At 47.9% G+C, this 23263-nt stretch carries 25 protein-coding genes; 10 read left to right on the top strand and 15 right to left on the bottom strand.

Annotated features, from left to right (window positions below; translation table 11 throughout):
* Positions 1–112 precede the first annotated feature (112 nt).
* Positions 113–1096, top strand: a complete 984-nt coding sequence (locus H6629_00530) for a hypothetical protein (protein ID MCB9066280.1) — start codon at positions 113–115, stop codon at positions 1094–1096.
* Here the strand turns inward: H6629_00530 and H6629_00525 are convergent.
* Both H6629_00525 and H6629_00520 read right to left on the bottom strand, forming a co-directional pair.
* Positions 1038–2006: an alpha/beta hydrolase gene (locus H6629_00525; GenBank protein ID MCB9066279.1), complete on the bottom strand. Its 969-nt coding sequence runs from the start codon at positions 2004–2006 to the stop codon at positions 1038–1040. The two genes, H6629_00530 and H6629_00525, sit on opposite strands and share 59 nt — an antisense overlap.
* Before the next feature lie 38 nt (positions 2007–2044).
* Complete coding sequence (locus tag H6629_00520; protein MCB9066278.1) at positions 2045–2503, bottom strand: GTP pyrophosphokinase; 459 nt, start codon at positions 2501–2503, stop codon at positions 2045–2047.
* A 296-nt stretch (positions 2504–2799) separates the two neighbouring features.
* On the opposite strand from H6629_00520, the gene H6629_00515 reads away from it, so the two are divergent.
* The 8 genes from H6629_00515 (at position 2800) to H6629_00480 (ending at position 10179) form a co-directional block, all read left to right on the top strand.
* On the top strand, positions 2800–3945 hold the full coding sequence (locus H6629_00515; GenBank protein ID MCB9066277.1) for a hypothetical protein: 1146 nt from the start codon (positions 2800–2802) through the stop codon (positions 3943–3945).
* Positions 3946–3966: 21 nt separating this feature from the next.
* Positions 3967–4608 (top strand): dephospho-CoA kinase, encoded by a 642-nt coding sequence (locus tag H6629_00510; protein ID MCB9066276.1) that lies wholly within the window; start codon positions 3967–3969, stop codon positions 4606–4608.
* A gap of 424 nt (positions 4609–5032) precedes the next feature.
* Positions 5033–6103, top strand: a complete 1071-nt coding sequence (gcvT, locus tag H6629_00505; GenBank protein ID MCB9066275.1) for a glycine cleavage system aminomethyltransferase GcvT — start codon at positions 5033–5035, stop codon at positions 6101–6103.
* 11 nt (positions 6104–6114) lie between these two features.
* A complete protein-coding gene (locus tag H6629_00500; GenBank protein MCB9066274.1) occupies positions 6115–6378 on the top strand; it encodes a hypothetical protein in 264 nt (87 codons plus the stop codon).
* Positions 6379–6427: 49 nt separating this feature from the next.
* Positions 6428–7441, top strand: a complete 1014-nt coding sequence (locus tag H6629_00495) for a hypothetical protein (protein ID MCB9066273.1) — start codon at positions 6428–6430, stop codon at positions 7439–7441.
* A 34-nt stretch (positions 7442–7475) separates the two neighbouring features.
* Positions 7476–8408, top strand: a complete 933-nt coding sequence (locus H6629_00490) for a methyltransferase domain-containing protein (GenBank protein MCB9066272.1) — start codon at positions 7476–7478, stop codon at positions 8406–8408.
* Positions 8409–8437: 29 nt separating this feature from the next.
* Entirely contained in the window at positions 8438–9286 is an 849-nt protein-coding gene (locus H6629_00485) for a class I SAM-dependent methyltransferase (GenBank protein ID MCB9066271.1), read from the top strand.
* Positions 9247–10179 carry a homogentisate phytyltransferase gene (locus H6629_00480; protein MCB9066270.1) on the top strand — a complete coding sequence of 311 codons (933 nt, stop codon included), beginning with the start codon at positions 9247–9249 and terminating at the stop codon, positions 10177–10179. Before H6629_00485 ends, H6629_00480 begins: the two co-directional genes overlap by 40 nt.
* A gap of 8 nt (positions 10180–10187) precedes the next feature.
* Here H6629_00480 and H6629_00475 read toward each other — a convergent pair whose 3' ends face one another.
* The 4 genes from H6629_00475 to tgt all read right to left on the bottom strand — a co-directional run bounded on the left by H6629_00475 (position 10188) and on the right by tgt (position 13188).
* Positions 10188–11105 (bottom strand): methionyl-tRNA formyltransferase, encoded by a 918-nt coding sequence (locus H6629_00475; protein MCB9066269.1) that lies wholly within the window; start codon positions 11103–11105, stop codon positions 10188–10190.
* A 20-nt stretch (positions 11106–11125) separates the two neighbouring features.
* A complete protein-coding gene (gene def, locus H6629_00470; protein MCB9066268.1) occupies positions 11126–11647 on the bottom strand; it encodes a peptide deformylase in 522 nt (173 codons plus the stop codon).
* A gap of 42 nt (positions 11648–11689) precedes the next feature.
* Complete coding sequence (yajC, locus tag H6629_00465) at positions 11690–11965, bottom strand: preprotein translocase subunit YajC (protein ID MCB9066267.1); 276 nt, start codon at positions 11963–11965, stop codon at positions 11690–11692.
* Positions 11966–12048: 83 nt separating this feature from the next.
* A complete protein-coding gene (tgt, locus tag H6629_00460; GenBank protein MCB9066266.1) occupies positions 12049–13188 on the bottom strand; it encodes a tRNA guanosine(34) transglycosylase Tgt in 1140 nt (379 codons plus the stop codon).
* Positions 13189–13560: 372 nt separating this feature from the next.
* On the opposite strand from tgt, the gene H6629_00455 reads away from it, so the two are divergent.
* The gene (locus H6629_00455; protein MCB9066265.1) at positions 13561–14160 is read left to right on the top strand and encodes a hypothetical protein; all 600 of its coding nucleotides are present in this window, start codon (positions 13561–13563) and stop codon (positions 14158–14160) included.
* Between the two features lie 82 nt (positions 14161–14242).
* Here the strand turns inward: H6629_00455 and H6629_00450 are convergent, their stop codons facing one another.
* The 9 genes from H6629_00450 to H6629_00410 all read right to left on the bottom strand — a co-directional run bounded on the left by H6629_00450 (position 14243) and on the right by H6629_00410 (position 23261).
* Positions 14243–14917 (bottom strand): MBL fold metallo-hydrolase, encoded by a 675-nt coding sequence (locus tag H6629_00450; protein ID MCB9066264.1) that lies wholly within the window; start codon positions 14915–14917, stop codon positions 14243–14245.
* A gap of 267 nt (positions 14918–15184) precedes the next feature.
* The gene (locus H6629_00445; GenBank protein ID MCB9066263.1) at positions 15185–15754 is read right to left on the bottom strand and encodes a GNAT family N-acetyltransferase; all 570 of its coding nucleotides are present in this window, start codon (positions 15752–15754) and stop codon (positions 15185–15187) included.
* 1 nt (position 15755) lies between these two features.
* Positions 15756–17105, bottom strand: coding sequence for an AMP-binding protein (locus tag H6629_00440; protein ID MCB9066262.1), 1350 nt, complete (start codon positions 17103–17105; stop codon positions 15756–15758).
* Positions 17106–17124: 19 nt separating this feature from the next.
* Positions 17125–17340 (bottom strand): acyl carrier protein, encoded by a 216-nt coding sequence (locus tag H6629_00435; protein MCB9066261.1) that lies wholly within the window; start codon positions 17338–17340, stop codon positions 17125–17127.
* 40 nt (positions 17341–17380) lie between these two features.
* Positions 17381–19216: an HAD-IIIC family phosphatase gene (locus H6629_00430; protein MCB9066260.1), complete on the bottom strand. Its 1836-nt coding sequence runs from the start codon at positions 19214–19216 to the stop codon at positions 17381–17383.
* A gap of 18 nt (positions 19217–19234) precedes the next feature.
* On the bottom strand, positions 19235–20173 hold the full coding sequence (locus H6629_00425; protein ID MCB9066259.1) for a class I SAM-dependent methyltransferase: 939 nt from the start codon (positions 20171–20173) through the stop codon (positions 19235–19237).
* A gap of 77 nt (positions 20174–20250) precedes the next feature.
* Positions 20251–21468: an SDR family oxidoreductase gene (locus H6629_00420; GenBank protein ID MCB9066258.1), complete on the bottom strand. Its 1218-nt coding sequence runs from the start codon at positions 21466–21468 to the stop codon at positions 20251–20253.
* Positions 21468–22469: a ketoacyl-ACP synthase III gene (locus H6629_00415; protein ID MCB9066257.1), complete on the bottom strand. Its 1002-nt coding sequence runs from the start codon at positions 22467–22469 to the stop codon at positions 21468–21470. The genes H6629_00420 and H6629_00415 overlap by 1 nt, the downstream gene beginning before the upstream one ends.
* Before the next feature lie 102 nt (positions 22470–22571).
* Positions 22572–23261, bottom strand: a complete 690-nt coding sequence (locus H6629_00410; GenBank protein MCB9066256.1) for an MBL fold metallo-hydrolase — start codon at positions 23259–23261, stop codon at positions 22572–22574.
* Between the last annotated feature and the right edge of the window lie 2 nt (positions 23262–23263).

The raw sequence follows: 23263 nt of genomic DNA, 5'->3' as shown, positions 1-23263 counted from the left end.
TGCGATTAATCATTGAACCCGCATTTGTCCGACCTTATATTATTTGTATGTAAATTGTTTTGAAATCAAGTGTTTATCCTGATAAAATTGCGTCAATGGCATCGGAGGTTTTATGAACCAGAAAGAAACGCCGCAACAACGACCCAACGGTGGCAAAAAAAATATGGGAAACAAAACATTAGCCATCATTTGGGGATTGTTTTTAGCCTACATTGCGTTGATTTTTTATTTTTTCGCGCAGTATAAATCCAACGATGCCAATCGGTTAGCGGAACAAGCACCGGTAAACGAGACGATCCTCGAAACCAACCCGCAGGATAGCTTGCTCGCCGAATTTATTAATGCTTTTGAAAAAGGTGATTTTGAAAAAGCGCGGGAAATTTCCCGGATATTGAATGAACGCTATCCGAATTCGCCCCATGCGCTTCGTGCGGCAGAGCTGATGGCAACCATCGATGGTAAAGAAGAAAATAATCGTGGACTTGCGATTGAGGAATCTGCACCTAAAACCCAAACACAGCCAGCTCCCAAACCGCGAGCTGTACCGGTTGCCCGGAAATCCAAACCGCCGGTAAAAATTACACCACCGCCGTTTGATGATAGCGTTTTGGAAGCAGCGCTATCAAAGTTGCGAAAAGAAGAAGACCGACAGCGCGGCATAACCTGGTATTACAATAAAAATGTGTCGCATTACGTTTATAAAAACAGTTTTGAAGCCTATATCGGAAAAAATGAAAACGGTGATGTTTGGCTGCGGATGCGAATTTACTATTCCGGCGATTCTCGCTTAAATATTGATTCTTATGAAATTAACGTTGGTGACAAAGATTATCCGATAACCACATTGTATGGCAAAATGGAACGTGGAAAAGGTTCCGGCGGTGAATGGGAATGGTATGACGCACAAGTTGCCCAAAAAGATTTGCGGATGTTGGAAGCTGTGATGCAGCCCGGCCCGACGGCGATTCGCTACATCGGGAAAAATGGCAATTTCAACAGAATGATGACAGAGCCGGAGAAAGTGCGCTTAAAAAATATTATGGAAGCGTATCAGGCTTTGGCTCAGAAACAGAGCTATCTTTCTTCTTTGCGGTAACCGGTTTTTCGCCGGTTTTGGGCACAAAATTATCAGACAGAAAATCCATCAACACGCGGTTAAACTCCGCCGGTTTTTCGCGGGGCAGTAAATGCCCGGCATTCCGGGCAATATACAATCGAGCGTTCTTTAATTGCTGTAGTGCCGGTTTGACCAATTTGTGCGGAATCAGTTCGTCATTTTCGCTGAGAATGAACAATGTCGGTTTTGCCAACCCTTCCAAATCATCCAAAAACGTCGTCCGAAACCCCTGCAACGTAATTTCCTGATGCTGAAATATGCGCCATGCGGGATGCAGCCGTTGCAGCCGGAGTGCCTGGAAGGCATCGTCCACCAACTCATCGGTAATGTTTTCCGGATCGCAAATTGACCAGCGCAAACCGCGCCGAACGATATATCGGTTATGGCGAATCAGCCATCGTAAACTCAGCCAAAGAGGATCAACCCGCGTAATTAAATAGGTTAACAATCCCCCAAAAACAGGTTTTTCCAAACCATAGCTGTTAACCAGAACCAGTTTCTTGATGCGCTCCGGATGAGCGAGTGCAAATCCCAGCGCAATCCCGCCGCCCATTGAAAATCCGCAAATATGCGCTTTGGCTATGTTCAATTCATCCAAAAATTCGCAGATAAAATTGCTGTGAAAAGAGAGAATCGACTGGTCGGGCAAAAGATTTGGCAGCTCGCTGCTGCCGTATCCCGGTAAATCCAGCGCAATCACCCGGAAACGAGTCGCCAGCGCCGGCAAAGTGTGTTTCCAGATAAACCCGGAGTAATCACTTCCGCCACCGTGAATGAGCAATAAAATATCGCCTTTTTTTCCGGCTGTGCGGTAAAATGTGTTGAGTCCGTTAATTTTTACCCAATGAGTACGGATGGGACCGTTTGGGTAATCCGGGGATTCTGTCAATGAATCAACTGCTGTTTTCGTTTTTTCCAAACCGATGATCACTCTGTATTTCGTGTTAAAAAGCGATAAGCTTTGTGATATTTTTGCAATCGTTGGAAATCCTTTTCGTGCAGCGTTGCTAATCGAAGTGCATTGATATTGTCTTCCAGATCTGATTTTTTTACGGCGATTGCCATAGCATTTTGGTCGATACGTTGCAGGTTAGCTTCATAGGGTTCGTTTTCGCGGTGGGTGAGGGCATCTATGGCAGCAATTATTGGTTCGGGAAATCCTTCGCTGCGCAGGTTGTCAAGTGTCCAATCGCTGTCTTCCACAACATCATGTAAAACTGCTACAATCATGTTTTCGATGGTAGGTTGTTTCATCATTAACCGCAGCGGATGGGTAATGTAGGGCATGCCACCTCTATCCGTTTGCCCGGCATGGGCGCTCGTGGCGATTTGAATTGCCCTGTCCAGCAGAGCTGATATGTTGCGATTTGTGCTGTAATAGATCATTAATATTACCGTTTCGATAATGGTTCAGTGAACCAATTGGCACAATCCGGCAATCGTTTGAGCAGAAGTAGGATAAAAGAAGGTAGCAGTGCCATAACCCACGGCAAATTTAACCAAACAATATTTATTCGCAAGCAAAAAATACGGCTTCAACAACTGCTTGATTCTGAAAACCCTATTGCTTAGTTTGTTAGGTTTTCATTAACTTTTACAGGAATCAATGACAAAAAGGGAATCCGTTTTCGGCAGGAATGGCTTATGATTCCGGACTGATAAAATTGTTAGCGGGTGTCAAAATGAAACAAATATTCTTGCTGAAGTGGTTGATTGTTGGCTTATGTTGTATTTCCATACCGGCAATACCGGGTGAAACCCGGGTGGGATCGATGGGAAGCACCGGTATTTTTACATACGATGTGTCAAATTTACGAACCTTTCCGGCAAGTGTTTACCGATATCCGAATCTGGTGATTTCGGAACTTCGGTTCAAAAATCAATCCAACACATTCTCAGCGGGTGTCCATTTGCCGTTGGGCGATAAAGCGCTCGGGGCCTTGTATCTCAACCGGCAATTTAGTTTGCCCTTTCCGAACACAATATCACCGACATTCGGAAATCTGGAAGGTGCAGATTTTACACTCGGTTCGATGATCGGGGAAAATCAGGTCGGATTCCGGATCGGATTGGCAACCGAGCAAATCGAACGAACGGATTCCGATTCGCTCCAACTGGATTTTGACGAAACAGCAACCTATGTTGAATTTGCCGGCGGCGTTTCCAGCGAAACATACGATTTTGGTGCATACTTTGGATTACCGTATTTTAAACGCGTTGCTGCAGGCGTTGAAGAAAAGTGGAGCGGTTCCGGTTTCGGTGTCAGCGGTCGCTTTTTTCTGGGCGCACAGGATGGTATTCAATACGTGCCGGTGGTGCTGATCAACCAATTTAGTACAACGGTGGAAATGGCCAACCGGGATATCGATACGGATTTTCTGGAATTCCGGATGAACCTGGGCTTTCATTACCGCATCAATCCGCAAAATCTGGTGATTTTAGGTGTCGAAATGTTCGGTTTTTCCCGAAGCGAAACCGATGATCCCGACAGCCAAAAAATTACCCGGCGTATCACAAACATGCCCGCATTTTTTCTCGGTGGTGAAACATATGCAAAAAAATGGCTGGTGTTGCGGTTGGGTGCTGTGCAAACATTCTCGGAAAATAAGCAAACCATTAGCAATCGAAGTAATGGAAAAAGCGTGACGTTAACCCGAACTAACGATATCGACGTAACTGTTGGTGTGGGCATCCACATCGGTAATTTTTTGATGGATCTGGATATCAACGATAATTATTTATTCGAAGGACCGGATTTTATCAGCGGTCAGGGTGCCAACGAAGTGAACGATTTTGTGCACCGGCTGACCATTACATATACATTTTGAACGAACGGAAAATAAATTTTCATGGCAGATTCTTTAAACGATGCACTGATTGTCGCCGTGACAGGCGGGATGGGCTGCGGACAATCTACCGTAGCCGGTTTTTTTAAAAAATTTGGCGCAAAAGTAATCAGTGCAGACGATGTTGCGCGTGACCTGGTTGATCATGATCGAGAAATTCGCAAACTCATTCAGGAAGATCTGGGTAAGCAATATTTCTTTCGAAACGGGCGTGTGAATCGCCGCTTGCTCGGCGAAGCCGTTTTTGCAGATGAGCGAAAATTGCATATTCTCAACCGAATTGTGCACCCGCGATTGGTTGAAAAGCTGATCGATGAAATAGAAAGTGCCCGCGATACCGGCAAATTTCGGGTTATTGTCATCGATGCCGCATTAGTTTACGAAATCCGGATGGAAAATATGTTCGATTCCATTGTGGTTGTTTCAGCAAATTATCGCAACCGCGCCGAAAGAATAAAAGCCCGCGATAAACTATCAGATGCGGAAATAAAAAACCGGATTAACCGGCAAATCCCGGTTCCGGAAAAAAGCCGCTGGGCAGATTTTACCATCCAGAATAATCAATCACTCGAAGAATTGGAAAAGCGGAGTTACTCCGTTTTTCGCAAACTGTTGAATAATGCAAAAAAACTAAAAAATATCTAAAGTTTGGCCATGGCTTGCCGAAAATGTTAAGTGCAAGCACTTGTGAGAGTTTTCCTCCCACATAGGCCTCCTCCAATGACATGACCCTTTGAACTGGCGGTGAGTTCAAAGGGTCAAGTTTTTTAGGGCAATTATTTTTTCTCATTGCGTTTTGTGCCACTCCTGCTTATTTATCCTTCCGATACAGGTTTCGAACATTAAATATTCAACAATATTGAATCTGGTTAAGCAAACCAGTACATTCCCTACGTGCGATAACATACTGCGTGTAACGAGAAAATATTTATCGCCAAAGTAAGTGAAATCAACTGTTTAAGTGCGGAAAAAGATTTCCGTTACATAATAATGGCAGCGATTGAATTTTTTCAATGCACAACAGCTGTAAAAAAATGCAAAAAAATAAAAACAGGAGCTAACCGTGGAACTGAAAAAAACCGGACTTTTTGATATTCACACCCGTTTGGGTGCCAAAATGGTGCCGTTTGCCGGATATTCCATGCCGATTCAATACAGCAGTATTTTGGCAGAGCATAAATGTGTGCGTAACTCTGTTGGCGTTTTCGATGTCTCGCACATGGGCGAAATTGTGTTCAGCGGGAAAAATGCGCTGGAAATGGTCAATAAAATAACCATTAATGATGCATCAAAAATTGTGGAAAATCAGGCTCAATATTCCGCAATGTGTTACGAAAACGGCGGGATAGTGGATGATTTGATCGTTTACAATCGCGGTAACGATTATTTATTAGTGGTGAATGCCTCAAATTTGCAGAAAGATTACGACTGGATGTTGGCCAATAAAATGGACGGCGTGACCATCGAAAATATCAGCGACGATATCACCCAACTGGCGGTGCAGGGACCGAAAGCGGAAGAAACATTGCAGAAATTGACCAAAGTAAATTTGGCTGAAATCCCGTTTTACTGTTTCCTGAATGGCGATTTGGCAGGCGTTGAAATGATCATTTCGCGAACGGGTTACACCGGAGAACCGGGCTTTGAGCTGTATTTTGATAAAAAATATTCCGAAAAAGTGTGGGATGCCGTTTTCGACAGCGGTAAACCGTTCGACATCGCGCCGATCGGGCTGGGTGCCCGCGATTCGTTGCGGCTGGAGAAAAAATATTGCCTCTACGGCAACGATATCGACGAAACAACCCTGCCGCTGGAAGCCGGTCTCGGCTGGATTACCAAATTAGACAAACCCGATTTTATCGGCAAAGCCGCCATCGAAAAAGCAAAAGCCGAAGGTATTTCCCGCCGGTTGATTGGTTTCATTTTGGAAGACCGGATGATTCCCCGCAAAGATTACGATGTGCAAAAAGATGGCGAAACCGTCGGCAAAGTGACCAGCGGTTGCTATTCGCCGATTCTCGAAAAAAATATCGGGTTGGCGTATGTTGCCAAAGCGCATGCCGCAACCGGAAACACCATCGATATCGTTGCACGTGGGCGCAGCGCGAGCGCAACTATCGTAAAAACGCCGTTTGTCTAAAAGGAAAATGAATGCATCAGATACATTTTGTATTGATGAATGTGTTGATAATTGCGCTGAAACCGGATGATCCGAATTTCTGGAGCCGCTTTATCGGCATGGCGATTGTCAGTTTGCTGTTGGGATTTGTCATTGGCAGCGGATTGGGATTTGTCGTTTATATGTTTGTTTCAGGAATACGTCCGAACGCGTTTTCAATAAAATCGGCGATGGGAACCGGCGGTGTCATTGGTGCCATTGCCGGACCGCTAATTTTGGCATATTTCGTATTCTAAAAATCTGACCGCCTGTGTTACCAATCGAAAAGGTGAAATCGCCCGACAGATGCGCAATTATTTCAGAAATACGCTAAATCCGGATAGCTTCCACGGTCATGGAAAACACCCTGTTTTTTTCGAAGGGTGGTATTTTAAATTGGTGGATGCGCAGGCTAAACAAAGCATTGCTGTGATTCCGGGAATTTTTTTGGCACGAACACCAGAACGAACACAGGCATTTATTCAGGTATTCGACGGTGCAAACGGTGCCGTAATTTTCGTGCCATTTCCGGAAAACGAGTTTCGCGCAAAGCCGGATAAATTTGATATCCACATCGGCGAAAATTATTTTTCGGCATCGCAAATTTCCCTCAAAATTAATCATCCCGACATACAATTGAATGGCTCGCTGACATTTCGAAATATCGAAACGTGGCCAATTACGTTGCTTTCTCCCGGAATTATGGGCTGGTACGCATGGGCACCTTTTATGCAATGTTATCATGGCGTCGTTAGTCTCGATCACGAAATTGCCGGTGAACTGACACTCAACGCGGAAACCATCGATTTTAGCGGCGGGCGCGGGTATATCGAAAAAGATTGGGGCAAATCGTTTCCGGAGTCATGGGTTTGGCTGCAGTGCAACCATTTTGGCGAAAGCGGCATTAGCGTAACCGCGTCGATCGCCATAATACCGTGGATTCGCGGCGCGTTTCCGGGGTTTATCATGGGATTTTTGCATCGCGGGAAACTGTATCGGTTTGCAACTTACACCGGCGCGAGAATTGAAAAATTTGAGGTTTTCGAACATAGCACAACAATTATTGTGCGCGATAATCACAATCGATTATCGATGGAAATTTTACATTCCGGTGATGCCGGAATGCTGTTTGCACCAACCGAATCCGGCATGATCCGCCGGATTCCCGAATCGCTGAATGCAGCCGTCGATGTGTGTCTCGAATCTATTCGTGGCTCCGAAATCAACACAATCTTTGAGGCTCGCGGTCGTCCAGCCGGATTTGAATTTGTTGGCGATATTCCAAAACTGATTAGCATGTGGCAAGCAAATCGCAATTAATTTTTTGTAACGTTTATCAAAACAAGGGTTTATGATGCGTAACGTTCAGCATAAAAAAGAGGCTTTCTGGTTTTACCGTTTCCTTTCGATTTTTTATGATAAATATGTAAACCCGTTTTTTTGGACCGAACGGATGCGCGAAGAATCGTTGGATTTGGCAGATTTGCAACCCGAAACACTCCGGACGGTGGATGTCGGCTCCGGCACCGGGTTTACCACGCAAGGCATTGTTCGCAAAATTTCGGCGAAAAACGTAACCTGCATCGACCAAAGCCCGCACCAGATGAGTTATGCCAAAAAGAAACCGGATTTGCAACAGTGCACTTTCCGGCTGGGTGATGCGGAAGATTTGGGATTTCCGACCGATACGTTTGATCGCTATGTTTCTGCCGGCAGTATTGAATATTGGCCGGAACCGCAGCGCGGCATTGCGGAGGCTTTCCGGGTGTTGAAACCGGGCGGAAAGGCGTTGATGATCGGTCCGCTGCGCCCGGAAAACCGCATCGGACGCTGGTTGGCGGACATCTGGATGCTGTTTCCCGAAGAAAACGAATATTTCCGGTGGTTCGAAAATGCCGGATTTCTGGATATAAAATACCGCTACGTACAGCCACATTGGGTGCTGAAAGAAAAATACGGCATCGCCATTGTTGGCACCAAAATGGAAGAGGGCGAACCGGCGATTGTATTCGATGCGCCAAAAGCGGAAAATGTGCAGGAAAAAATGACGATCGGTCGAAGAATCCGGTTTTTTCTGCGGTTGATGGTTGGAAATACAGCCGGATTTTTTTTCATCCCGATGGCAATTTTCGCTATCGCAATCAAACCGCTGCGTAAAATATGGCTTCGTGAAATCAACGATGCTGCCAAAGGCTCACCCGATCCGATGACAATTCACCAGAAAATTTCACTGTTAATTACCGGCTTTTTGTTGATCGGATTGGCAGGCTGGTGTTTGCTGGATTAGTTCGTAAATCATTAAAAAACAGGAAGCTAATGTCCGAAAAAAAACAACTGAACGAAAATATCAAACAGTTTTATGATAACTCTTCTGCGTTGTGGGAAAAAACCTGGGGTGAGCACATGCACCACGGTTATTATGGCGCAGACGGCACGGAAGAAAAAAATCATCTGCAGGCACAAATTGATTTGATGGAAGAATTATTACGTTGGGGAAATGTGCAATCGCCAAAGCAAATTCTGGATATCGGTTGCGGCATCGGTGGCAGTTCGCTGTATCTCGCAGAAAAATTTGGGGCGAGGGTTACCGGAATCACGCTCAGCCCGTATCAGGTGAATCGCGCAACCGAGCGTGCGGCAGCCGCCGGAATGTCCGAAAAAGTCCGGTTTCAGGTTGCGGATGCGCTCAATCCGCCATTCGAAAACGGGCAATTTGATTTGCTTTGGTCGCTCGAAAGCGGCGAACACATGCCCGAAAAAGAAAAATTTATCCAAAAATGTTACGATTTGCTCAAACCCGGCGGAACGTTTTTGATGGCAACCTGGTGCCACCGCAACTTGCCTCCTGCGCTTTCCGACGATGAGCAGGAATTACTGAATCGCATTTACAACGTTTATCATCTACCCTACATTTTATCGATAAATGAGTATGCCCAAATCGCTGAAAACATTGGATTTACCAACATCGAAACCACAGACTGGAGCGATGCCGTAGCGCCGTTTTGGAATGCGGTTGTGAAATCTGTTTTTCGCTGGGACAGCATTACCGGACTGGTACAATCCGGCTGGTCCACCATTCGCGGGGCAATGGCGATGACCCAAATGATTCGCGGGTATCGCGAAGGATTGATCAAATTCGGGCTGCTTCAGGGGAGAAAACCGTGAGGTATTTCCGCGCGTTTCTGAAATTTAGCCGTCCGCACACCATCATCGGCACAACGCTCAGCGTCTCGGGATTGTATTTGATGGCGTTTGCTCATACTAACGCTGCGGATCCGCAACTGGCGGCGTTGTTGCTGGCGTTGGCGAGTTGCCTCGGCGCAAATATTTACATCGTCGGGCTGAACCAAATTACCGATATCGATATTGATCGGATCAACAAACCGGATTTGCCGTTGGCATCCGGCATTTTTTCGATGCGCACCGGTTGGGCGCTTGTGCTGATTTCGATTGGGATTTCGCTGGTGCTGGCAGTTTTCGGCGGAAAATATCTGCTGCTCACGGTGTTTGCCAGCTTGCTGATCGGCACGGCATATTCGCTGCCGCCGTTGCGATTGAAACGGTTCCATTTTTGGGCGGCAGCCTGTATTTTTACGGTTCGCGGCGTTTTGGTGAACCTGTTTCTGTTTTTACATTTCAACGAAATATTCGGCGGAATTGATAAAATTCCGGATCACATTTGGGCGCTCACGGCATTTGTTTTTGGTTTAAGTTTAGTTATCGCGTGGTTTAAAGATATCCCCGATATGGCAGGCGATGAGCAATTCGCTATCAAAACGCTATCCCTAAAATTGGGCGCACGACGAGTGTTCAACATCGGAATGGCATTGCTGACCCTTTGTTACTCAGGGTTGATTTACGCCGGATTTAGCGGTTTATCCGGTGTGCAGCCAATGGTTTTGGCCATTAGTCACGCGATTTTATTAGCGATTGTGTGGCTGCTTGCCCGCCGGGTCGATCCGGCTAAAAAGCCGGACATCGTGCGATTTTATTTGATTATCTGGGGTATGTTTTTTCTGGAATATATCGTTTTTGCGATGGCGTGTTTATTGGCGTGAGTTGCAAATTACTGCAAAATTTTACCCACTGGCAGCGGGTTTCCCCGCAAAAATTCATCGACAGATAAACGGCGTTTTCCGGGCAGCTGCATTTCTTCAATCGCCACGATCCCCGGCGCACAGGCGATCCAAAGCGCATCTTTTTCCGCGCGGACGATGGTTCCGGGAGCTTCGGGTTGCTGTTGTTCATCGATGACACTGGCGCGAAAGCACTTCAGTTGCTGATCGTCCAGCATCGCAAATGCGCCCGGATACGGCGATAATCCGTGAATCCACTGACGAACCGCTTTTGCCGGTTGTCCAAAATTGAGGTGGCAAATTTCTTTGGTGAGTTTTGGTGCGGGTGTCACCAAACTGTCGTCCTGTTTGGTGGGAGTAACTGTTCCCGCAGCGATTTGATCGAGCGTTTCCAGCATCATTTCCGCACCTTTATCGGCGAGGCGATCGTGCAGGCTTCCGGCTGTATCTTCAGCAAAAACAGGCATTTTGCGCTGCAAAATAATGTTGCCGGCGTCAATTTCTTTTTGGATAAAAATGGTTGTGATCGCCGTTTCACTGTCGCCGTTGATGATTGTCCAATTGATCGGCGCAGCGCCACGGTAGCGCGGCAGCAGCGATGGGTGCAGATTGATCGTTCCAAATTTCGGCATCGCAAAAACGGTTTCCGGCAAAATCCGGAACGCCACAACCACAAAAACATCCGCGTTCAGCGATTGCAGCGCGTCGATGAATGCGGGATCTTTCATTTTTTCCGGCTGAAGAATAGGGGAGAGGTGGTTATCCAGTGCAAATTGTTTCACCGCTGTGGGCAGCACTTTTTTTCCGCGGGCACGCGGACGATCCGGTTGGCTGACAACACCGACAATTTTGTGCCGGGAGTTGTGAATTGCAGCCATTGTGGGAACCGCAAATTCCGGTGTTCCCATAAAAACGATGCGTAAATCTCTCAAGTTAGCGAACTTTCCCCCTGAATTTTTCGCAATTTTGGTTCCAACAATTTACGTTGGATAAACGAGAGATGGTCGATAAACAGCACGCCGTTGAGATGATCCAGCTCATGCTGAAACACGCGAGCGAGCAAATCATCCATTTCTTCCTCAATTTCATCGCCGTCGATGGTGAGGTAGCGAACCGTCATCCGGGTTGACCGTTGAACATCCGAACGGATATCGGGGATGCTCAAACAGCCTTCCTCCATCGATTCCGAACCTTCTTTGTTGATAATTTCCGGATTGATGAACACCTCCGCATCGGATTCTTCGTCGAGCAATCCCATATCAATCACGAAAAATCGTTTGGAAATGTTGACCTGTGGTGCAGCCAAACCGATGCCGTCGTACGCCCGCATCGTATCGATCATATTGGCAACGACGTCCCGCAGATCATCATTAATTTCCGCATCTGTCAGCGGTTCGGCAACCTTCCGAAGTGTCGGATGACCGTATTTAATTACCGGTAAAACAGCCATTGAAAATCCATTACTAAGTTACAAATTATCAGTTACTTACAATTAGGCATCGCCGCCTTTGCTTTTCACAACCTGGGTAATTGCGGTACGGTCGATATCCAGATTTGTGTTGGTATCCACCTTCAGCACAACCACTTTATCTTCATTCTTGAAGCCCAAAACCTTGCCGTAAATACCGCCAAGGGTAACGACGTTATCGCCTTTTTGCAACGCGGCTAACATTAGGTCGCGCTCTTTTTTCTGCTTTTGCTGCGGACGAATGATGAAAAAGTAAAAAATACCAATAATCAATAATAAATAGGCGAAACCGCCAAACATTTGTGTATCCACGAAAGACTCTCCTCTGTTAAATTTCCGGCGAAAAATATACGGATATTTTCCGGCTTTTGAAATAGCTAAGGCTAATTCGATTCGTTTTGAAAATAGTTATCCAAAAATTTGGATTTGAAATCCATAAAAAGATCGTTTTTGATCGCGCCGCGTGCCGCGATTGTCAGGTGATGATAAAAATGCACATTGTGAATAGTCGCAAGGCGTAAGCCGTAGATTTCATTGACTTTAAGCATGTGGTGAATATACCCGATCGAATGATTTTTGCAGGCGAAACAGGCGCAATCCGGGTCGATGGGTCCGGTCGCAAGTTTGTGATGCGTGTTGCGCAGATTCACTTTGCCGTTCCATGTGAACACCGTTCCGTTGCGGGCGTTTCGGGTGGGGATCACACAGTCGAACATATCGACGCCCAGTTCAATGCCATCCAAAATATCCTCCGGTTTGCCAACGCCCATCAGATACCGGGGCAAATCTGCCGGCAGGCGATCGGTGCAAAAATCGGTGACTTCGCGGCGGGTTTGGGCATCTTCCCCAACTGCCAGCCCGCCGATGGCGTAGCCATCAAAGCCGATATCCACCAATCCGGCGATGCTTTCGGCACGTAAATCGTTGTAAATACCACCCTGAACAATACCGAACTGGAATTGCCGGAAGCTATACAACGGCTCCGTTGCCAGAAAATGACTGCGGGCACGTTTTGCCCAGCGGAGTGTAACTTCGTGTGCATTTTTAGAAATATCGTGATCTGCAGGATTTCCGGTCAGATAATCCAGCACCATCATAATATCCGAACCGATAATGCGCTGCGTATCTACCACATTTTCCGGCGTGAACATGTGCTTCGTTCCGTCCCAATGCGATTTAAATTCCACGCCTTCTTCGGATACGGTTTTCATTGAATCGAGGCTGTAAATCTGGAAGCCGCCACTGTCGGTCAAAATCGGGCGATCCCACCCGTTGTATTTGTGCAGACCGCCAAAATGGCGCAGCACATCCAGCCCCGGTTTCAGAAAAAGGTGGTAGGTATTGGATAACATCATTTGCGATGCGCAGGCTTTCAAATCTTGCGGCGACAATGTTTTGACTGTCCCGATCGTGCCGACCGGCATAAAAACGGGTGTTTCCACTGCGCCATGATCGCTCACAAATTGACCGGTGCGTGCTTTGCAGCCTGCATCCCGGTGATTAATTTTTAAAGTTAAAGCCATATTTTTCAAACTCTTTTCGTTTCAGAATTTCCTTTGAGAAAAAGCATGGAAAAGATACTTTTTCGCCTCTGTCGATCAAAGCAGAATTGAGAATTTATTTTGCAACTTTTCCAAATAACGAGTGCTTTGCCGGTTGAAACATTCGATATTATATCAGAAAAAATGGATTTTTGATCAATGCCACTTTATTTGTGGAATTTTTTTATAATTTTTTAGGCGAAACTTATAAAATATGCAATTTAGCCGATTTTTTTGCTATAGCTTGTGGATCGTTCAATAAAAGGATCATGAATGTTACCCAATACAAACCGTTCAAACAGAAAAGCCGTGGACCGGAATAGCCTTTGGTTGCCAAACAGCCGGAGGAACTTTTTGGGGTTGTTTAAACGGCGCGGTGCGGCGACAAATATCATCCGTCCAGGTGCAATGTCTGCGGCGGTTCTGAAACACAAGATCGAAGCGATCGGTGTTGGCGGTATTGCAGAAATTATGCGTATCGGCTTTGATGGCGAAATTGATGATATGCCCATTACACTGCAAATAACTTCCATTTCTAAAGAAGAATTTTCCGGAAGAGTGATCAGCGTTGAGCGGCAAATTATTGAAGGCAACACTGCCAGGAAGATTTATGCCAAACATGGTGGCGGAATTATCGATTTCCGGTTTGATGACGGCGATGTGAAAACGGTAAAAGAAAGCGTGGATTATCAGGAACTCTCGGAATTGCGTGACGTCGGAAATTTGGTGGAAGTGCTCAGCGCGCTCGATGTCCGGGACCGGATTCTCGTTGCCTATTTCGATAAAAAACGCCATGGAACGGTTAATTTCGAGGGTGTATTGCTGTCACAATTGCGGGAAAATCGCCAGTTCGATATGATGATCGACAAAATAAACGGCGTATCGTTGGATAAACAAATTAACAAACAGTTTGATATTCAGCGGGAATTGGTGATCGATATTGCGATAGTATAAAAAAAAGCGAACGTTTCAATTTCTGAAAACATCCGCTTTTTATACGATATTAACCAACAATAAAATCAATAGTTTACAACAATTAACTTATTTCCAATTCCAACTCTTTTGCAGTTGTTTTTTCCCACCATTGTTTTGCCTGTTTCAACTGCCAGCTTGCGCCCCTTCCCGGGAAAATAACCGTATTGTTTTCGCAATTTTCAAATAATTTTTTGATCGAAGCATCCAGTTTTTCGGGACATGCGCCCGGACAATCTGTATCGGTCATGGTTTTGTGATTCAGTGTATCGCCGGTAAAAACGAAACCGTTGAAGCGATAACAAACGCTGCCGGCGGTGTGCCCGGGGGTGTGGGTAACAAAAAATTGCTCGCCGGCGAAATAAAATTCCGGTTCGCCTTCGAAAGCGCGGTATCCCATTGGTGCCTCAATTACGCGACCAACTTCTTCCAGTGCCGTTTGCGGCATGCAACGGAGCAGGCGCAGATCTCCTTTTTGAACGGCACAGGGAACGCTGTATTCATCGCTGATTCGCGCAGCAGCGCCAGCATTTTGATGATGGGCGTGTGTCAATAAAATATAACGCAGCTCACCTAGATTTTCGTTGAGTGCACGGCTGATTTTCCGCGGTTCATCACCCGGATCTATGAGTAGCATTTCGTTGGTAGGCTCGTGATATACAATATAACAGTTGGTGCCTTCTGAACCTGTCACAATCCTTGTGATCTCGTACTCGCCGATTTTTAACATTTCTGCCACAGTACAATCCCTCGTCTGTTTAATTTTACATCCTGTAAAGCGCTGATTCCTTTCTGAAAGCCGGCCACATCATGCGACAGGCTAATCGCGCAACTTCTTCCATAAAATAAAAACTGAGTTCCTTGCGGAAATTTTCAGTAATTGAAAGATCAGAGCATTTAATTTAATTATCGACCGTGGCGTGAAAAACTTCAGTGGTTGTGTAAAATTTTTGCACAGAAAATTTTGGCGAATAGCCACCGTTTTATGAGAAAAATGAAGCGATTATCAGCCCATTTTTCCGAGTAGACGAATCAAATCGACCAGCTTTTTGCGGGTAGTTTGAACGTATTCATTTTTTAGCAGCGATACCGCAACCGCGTTTTTGAAGGTACCATCGAAATTGTAGTGATCGCGCAGCAGCCCGTCCCGGTGATAACCGAGAAAATCCCGTGTCTTGATCATTGCAATGTTATCTTCCGCAATTTCACCGTATAGCTTGTGGAAATCGAGGTCGAGAAACAGGTGATCCAGCAGCAACAGTTCCGCTTCGAACGCAACCGGTGCATTGCCAACCTTCTCCGGTTCGCCGATGAGCAACCGCCCGAGCACCGCGTTTTTGTGAAGATGGTTCATTTCCTGCAGTGCGATCATGCCCACTGGTTCATCTCGAAATTCCATGATAAAATTCAGATCGCGGGACTGAACTGCGGTTGCGATCCACTGTTCCTGCGCTTCCACCGTTTTCGCTCCGCGCTGAAGAAATTTTGCCCGCTGGCTTTGCCGCCAGCGAAATGTTAGCGCAGCATCGGTGATCGCCAAAGGCCGCAAAACGGTTATGTCGCCAGTCAAAACCATGTTATTCCTGCCGGATTTTTTTGAAACGATCGCTGTGCAAATCATCTGTTGCAGCAATGCGAAAGCGCAATGGCACTTTGTATTTTGCCAGCCGCTGGAAACAATGTTTGCGCAGCCGTTCAGTGAGCATCACCGGATCTTCCGGTTGGATGAGCGACACTTTTGCGTAAACCACCTGCCCCATAATCGGGTGCGGCTGGGCAAAAACGCTGGCTTCGCCGATGTTCTCCGCTTCCAGCAGTACATTTTCGATTTCCAGTGGAAATACTTTTTGTCCGCCAACGTTGATCATGTCCGATTTTCGCCCGAGGATGCGCATGAATTCGCCGCGCACCTGCACTTTGTCGCCGGTGCACATCCAGCCATCCGCGTCGATGGCGTTTGGCGCGTTGAGATAGCCGATCATATTCGCCTGCGAGCGCACCCACAGCGTGCTGTCGATGATTTTTACCTCGAATCCGTCGCCGCCGATTTTCACCCACGGTGAATCGTCGCTCTCCGACTTGGAGCGCAAAACGCCCAACTCGGATAATCCGTAAGTTTGCTTCAATTTGGCATTCGGGAAAATTTCCCGGGTTTTTTTCAGCGTTGCATCCGGCATTACTTCTGTGCCGTAAGTAATTAGTTTAATTGAAGATAAATCGTGAGATCGATACACGCCGGAGGCGATCAGCAGGTTTAGAAATGTCGGCGTTGTGGGCAATAAATCCGCCCCCGATGCAGCGATTGCTGCACAAACATCATCCGGCGAACGGCTCGGCAAACATACCGCAGCGCCGCCATACGTGAACGCGGAAAGCAGTGTATTGAACCCACCGAAATGATCCATCATCAAAAATAACACCGTGCGCCAGCCGTTGCGTTCCGCGACAAATTTTTGCATCACGCGCTCGCAATCGTGCAAAATGCCTTTGGGTTTGCCGGTGGAGCCGGAGGTAAAAACGATCAGTCCCGGCGATTGCCGGCTGCGAAACGTTTCCACCAGCGCATTTTGTCCGGCGTCCGGCAGCGATTCTTGCTGCCAGTTGTCATCGCGATCGAAGCGAAACAGGTGTTGCACGCCGGCAATTGGCAGCAGCTCCGGCATGTCTTTTTCGATTTCCGGCGTGAACGGAACGATAATCGCTTTGCGCGTCATCAACGCGAAAAACAGTGCACAGGTTTGCGGCGAATAATCGCTGAGCACGGCGCAAACACTGCCCGCACCGACGCCGGTTTCCGGCAACCGCGCTACCCATTCTTCGATCATTTCGCAAAAATTCCGGTAACTTAAAGCGTTGTTTTCCCAGAAAATAGCAGGCTGATCGCCTTTCTCGCGCATTCTTCCCAAAATGGTGTTGATGGCTTGCATTTTTGCTTCCCGTTTTCGTTTAGCCAACTGTAATTGCTGCGGATTCAAACTGCACATCGTGCTCCTGCAGCACCGCTTTGATCAGTGGATAATTGAGCATTTCCACGGTCTGTTCTTCGCTGAACGTCACGTCGAATTCGGCTTCCAGCGCCAGAATCAGGTTGAGGTGTTTCAGCGAATCCCACGTTTCCACCGTGTCCACGGACGTGTCCTCGTTAATCAGTTCGCTGCCAATTTCGAAAGTGTTTGCCAACACCTGTTTTAGTTTATCTTCGCTAAATTGCATGTTCGCGCTCCTGCGTTATTTTGTTAATTTTTATGAATGCTGATTTCGGCTGTTGATCGTCCGGTGTGAGCTCCCAAATTGTTTCGCCGTTGGCTGATTCGATGGCGGTGAACCCGTTGTCCGGATAAAAATTGGCAACCTGGCTATTTTTCGCAGTTGCGATGTATCGTCCGCGAACGCGGATTGCCCCTTTTTGCCAGGCATTTTCGACGATATGCGCCAGCAGCGCACGCTCCGCTCCGCGTCCGATTGCCCGACAACTCAGTAAAAAAGTATCGATATCGGCGGTGAGATTGTCATAAGTGACAATCGCCGCACCGATGATGCCCAGATCTGATATGCGGTCGCACAGACGCAGGAAAAATACGTCACTGTCCGCACTTTCTGCGAACCGGCGGATGTCGCCTTCGGCGTAACGCCGGGTGGTCAGGTTGAACTGGTTGGTCTTTTGGGTGAGTTGGGCAATTCGCGGAATACTCACGCCATCCGCCAGCCCAATGTCCGCAACCATCTCCAGATTTTTCAAATATTCATCGAGTGAATTCGCCGATGTTCGCAGTCGGTTGTGCTGCGCCTGGTCGCGATACATTTGGGTACGCTGTTTATCCTCACCGGAAAAATTTAGCGAATCAAAAAATGCCGCTGCACTCAGCGCGTTGCGCATCTGCGACGGCTCTTTGGGCACTTGCAGAACCGCAACTTCCGGCAACTGACTGCGTACCAGTTCACATTCGTATGGGCTATCATCAATAAAAACAAGGCTATCCAGCCCGATGTTTAAATCTGCTGCAATGCGCCGGATGTTGGTTACTTTGTCGTCCCAATTAATCTGCCACGTCGCCAGATGTTCTTCGCGAATGCGCATTTCAGGGTGATTGTGCAGCACATCGAGCACATCTTTTTCGTTGTTTTTGCTGCAAATGGTGAGAATCACGCCGCGCTGTTGCAGGTTCAGGATTTCCTGCTGAAAATCGCGGAAGCACGATCCGGGGAATGTTGTGCCGATGCGGATATTCTCTGCGCCATCCTCTCCAACGATGCCGCCCCATAAAGTATTGTCACAATCCAGCACCAGACATTTGCGGGTTTTGCCGGAAAGCGCCCGGAAAAATTTGCCGTATTCCTGCCCGAACGGCACCAGCGCGTGTCGGCTGAGCGGTGCTTTGGCGATATGCCAGTATCGCTCATCAAAAACATTTGCGCTGCCGATTCTCGCTGAAATTGCCATGAAATCGATCAGATATGCGTTGGAAAACCGGCTGACAATTTCCATTACTTCCAGATTTAGCAGTAAAATAGTATTGGTATGGTTTCGCCCGGATTGCCCGTCCAAAATGCCGAGCGTCGTAAATTGCGGCAGCGGAAAATTGTTGACCAGCACGGTCGCGTTGGTGCGTTCCGCCAAAATTTGCAGATAATTTTCAAATTCAGCCAATATTTGTCGGGTAATTTCGGCAACTTCTTTCCCGGAAAGCGTCAAAAATCGCTGTGCTATTGCCGGGGAAATATTGTCAAACCAGTTTGCCAAAATGATAAAATCCGGGTCAAATGCATACAATTGGCTGTCCGGATTGAGCACATCGCCGGCGATAGTATCGTAATTTCCGACGTAAAATTCAGGTTTCTGTCCGGTCGAAGCGATTTCGCAGGTGAGCACCGGCAGCAGCGGATCGATGGTAAAATTCCGCAAAATGGCAACTTTCAGCGGTTTCAGTTCCGCAAAAGCCGGATCATTTTTGAGTGCGTTCGCCGCCGCGAGATAATCGGTGTAACCGGCATCCGGTGCAAATCGTTTCCCAATTTGGGAGGTGTTCACTGATTCCATGTGTTTCTCCATCCAAAATTATTCCCGTCCAAAAATGCCGCAATAATTGATCGTCACGAGTTTCTTTTCCCATTCCGATTCGTCCACCGGATCCGCCGGGAGGGCCAGATCATCGACAATCGTCAATCCGGCATTGCGCACTAAATTTCTGATTTCATTGATGTTGTGGAAATGATACACGTGATCAACAGCCGGACAATTCGCACAGGTGGACATAAAAATCCGTCCGCCGGGACGAAGTAATTGATAAGCGCGTGCCATAAATCCCGGTGCATCGTCCACATGTTCGAGCACTTCGCCCATGATCAGGAAGTCAAATTTCCGGTCGCCGAGATCGGTTTTGAGGTAGTCGCCGTGGATAGCGTGCACTTCCGCCGGATTGATGTCAAATGTGCCGAGCATATCAGTCGCCAGTTCCAGCGAGGTTTTGCTGATGTCGATCCAGGTCATGTTCGCGCCGGGATAGCGATGCTTCACTTCCGTGGTGAACAACCCGTGACCAACACCAACTTCGAGGCAATCCGATACCGGAATTGTCGCGAGATGATCCTGAAAAAACGCAAACATCTGGTAATGATTTGGCCAGAACAGATACGAAAACAGCAGTCCGACGATGTATGCCCGCATTTTGCTGTCCTGCGAATACACATTTTCGTTGGCAGCACCGGCGTTTTCGGTTGGATAAACGCCCGTTTCCTGAAATCTGATTTGCAGGTGCAAAATTTCCTTGCAGGTGCAATTATACGATCGCGCGGCTTCCGCCCATTCTTCGTCGGTGGTCAGATAGCTCCGGCGGAGCTGTTTGCAGAGGTTTTCGGCGAAATCCCAATAGCGCTCATCCTGACGGTTGACAAAATTACGGATGCTCTTTTTCTGCAACGGATTTTGCGCGGAAACGATGTCCACAATTTTCGAGAAATTTGGGTAAACGTCCTGTTTTGTGGCAAATTCAATCATGACTAACTCGTTGTTTATATTGTGTTTTTTATTTACTGATTCTGGAGATTCCTGCCTGCGCAGGAATGACCGCTTTTTTACAGCATCACTGCGCCGCCGGATACGCGAATCGTTTCGCCGGTAATGTGTTGCGCCTGCTGGCTCAGCAAAAACCGGATTGCATTGGCAATGTCTTCCGGTTCCGCCAGTCGCCGCAGCGGCGATTGCATTTTGGCGAGCATCCGGGCTTTTTCCGGCAATCCGGCGATCATCGCGGTTTGGGTCATTCCCGGTGCGACCGTGTTTACGCGAATGCCTTTTGGACCCAGTTCCGCTGCCAGATTTTTTGCAAACGATGAAACAGATGCCTTCGCAACCACATAATCACTCTGGTTTATGGGCGGCACATTGTCCGATGCGATGGAGCCGAGCAGCACAATCGCGCCGCTTTTTGCGGCGATCATGTCCGGCAAAATGGCTTTGATGCAGTTGAACGCGCCCTTCAATTGCACATCGATTTGCCGTTGGAAATGCGCCCATTCCAGCGATTCGAACGGCAGCAGCGCGCTGCCGGATGCCGCGCAATGGACAATCGCGGTGATCGCGCCAAACTGCGATTCGGCTTCGCGGATCATCGCGGAAACCTGCTCCGAATCCGAAACATCCGTGCGAATAGCGATGGCTTTGCCGTCAGCGTCACTAATTTCCCGGACGAGCGAACTTGCGGCATCTTCTGCATTTGCATAATTTATGACAATGCGATGTCCGTCCGCAGCCAGCAGCTTTGCGGTCGCCGCACCGATTCCCCGGCTGCCGCCGGTGATCAAAATGGTTTGTGTGCCGTCTTCCGGCGTTGCTTTTTTCATTTTTATTTCCAGCATTTTCACGGTTGATTCGCCGGTGATCAGCGCTTTTCCTTGTTGATTTTCAATCGCGATTTTTAGCACCAGCAGGCGGTTCGCGGGCGATTTCTGCGCAACTTCCGCGCGGATGGTCAGCACATCGCCGACATACGCGGGGTTCAAAAATTGCAGCGATTGTCCGGTCCACAGCGCGCCTTTGCCGGGAATATACATGCCGATCATCGTGGAAATGAACGACGCGGAGAGCATCCCGTAAACCACCGGCTGGCGAAAACCGGATTCCTGCGCAAATGCGCTGTCGAGGTGCAGCGGGTTGTGATCGCCGGTGAGATTGGCGAACGCCTGCACGTCGCGTTCGGTGATCGTGTGGGTGAATTCCGCCGTATCGCCGACGCGAATATCTTCGAAATTTTTGAATCCCGCGATGGCGGTATGTTGCCGCGATTCGCTCATCAAAACCACCGGATCACGGTTGCGCCAAAGGTGAATCCCGCGCCGACGCCGGAGATGACCACCGTATCGCCACGTTTGATTTTTCCTGCAGTGACCGCATCGCAAAGCGCGATGGCCAGCGACGCATCCGCCGTATTCCCGATTTCCGCGACGTTTGTGTGTGTTTTGCTCATCGGCTGTTTCATTTTGCCCATCAAATATTCGATTAGTCGTAAATTTGCCTGGTGAAAAATGAAAAAATCGACGTCCGCAACGGTTTTACCAACCTTTTCGAGCGCCCGGCGAATCACTTTTGGCTGATATTGCACGACCTGTTTCCACACTTCCATGCCGTTCATTTCGTAATATTGCAGCCCGTCGTTGATGTTTTCCGGGCGCATCGGGAAACTGGAGCCGCCGCCCCTAAGCCGAACAGAATCATATACTTTTGCGTTTGTAAAAATTTCGTTCGCGATGATGCCGTAACCTTCCGGCACTTTGCCGAGAATGGCTGCACCGGCGCCGTCACCGAAATAAATGGCGGAATCGGGATCATTCCAATTGATGTATCGCGATTGCAGCGCCGTGCCGATCACCGCGCCATTTTCGACGGACGAATCCGCCAGCATCCGGTCGGAAACAACGCCCAATCCAACCTGAAAACCGGTGCAATTTGCCATAATATCGAATCCGCCGGCATTTTTTGCGCCGACCAGATCGAGCACTTTGCAGGCAACTGCGGGATACACATAATCGCCCGTGAAGGTGCAAACGACCAGTTGCGCGAGCGCTTCCGGCGAAATTTGCGCCATTGCGAACGCCTGATTGAGCGCGGCGGCGGACATGCCCGAAGCCGTTTCATCATCCGCAGCGATGAATCGGTTGCGCACACCGGTTTTCTGCTCGATGGTTTCGGCGGGAATGCCGGTGAGTTCCGCTACGGTTGCGTTGGTCATCGCTTTGGACGGGATGTATTTGCCCACACCGATTATCCCGACGCCGTATGTTCCTTTTTCCGTCATTTTATTCCAATTTTCTTGCCACAGATGCACAGAGAGCACAGTGTTCTTAAATGAAGATATTTTTCTCCGTGTTCTCTGTGTCTCCGTGGCTAATTTTTTATTTTAAAACTGTCCGGCGAATTCTGCAGTACGGGTTTCTGCGGAGAAATCGTTTGCCGCCAGCCATATTTTTGCTTCACCGATGGTCCACTGCGGACCGTGCCCGGGAAAAATTACGGTATCCGGCGATGCGTTTTCACAAATCGCATCGACCGAGCGCAGTAATGTTTCGCGGTCGCCGCCGGGCAAATCGGTTCTGCCGAGGTGATTTTTCATCAGCGTATCGCCAGTAAAAATGAAATTGTCGAACGCAATTGCCACGCTGCCGCGCGTGTGTCCGGGCGTGTGGATCACGGAAACAGCGTTTCCGCCAAACTCGATGGGCGAAATTTGATCGAACGTTTGACAATTTTTTGGCACATCGATGGTTTTGCCTTCGAACCGCAACGCATACAATGGCGCATGCCGGAGCAGCCGCAGATCATCCGAATGCAGCGTGCAGGGCAAATCGAATTCGCGGCAGATTTCCGCAGCCGCGCCCACATGATCGTGATGCGCATGGGTGAGCAGTATATGTTGCAAACTCGCACCGGTATTTTTCAGCGCAGCGATGATTGCTTGAGCATCACTGCCCGGATCAACCACAATTGCATGATTTGCGGGAGTGTGGCGAACGACATAACAATTCTGCCGCCATGCGCCATTCGGGATGGTGATAATTTCAAAATTCCCAATTGTGCTGAAAAAAGCCACGT

Source organism: Calditrichia bacterium (assembly GCA_020634975.1).
Lineage (GTDB): Bacteria > Calditrichota > Calditrichia > RBG-13-44-9 > J075 > JACKAQ01.
Note: the sequence above shows the minus strand (reverse complement) of the source record. Positions and strands in the feature narration are given on the sequence as shown.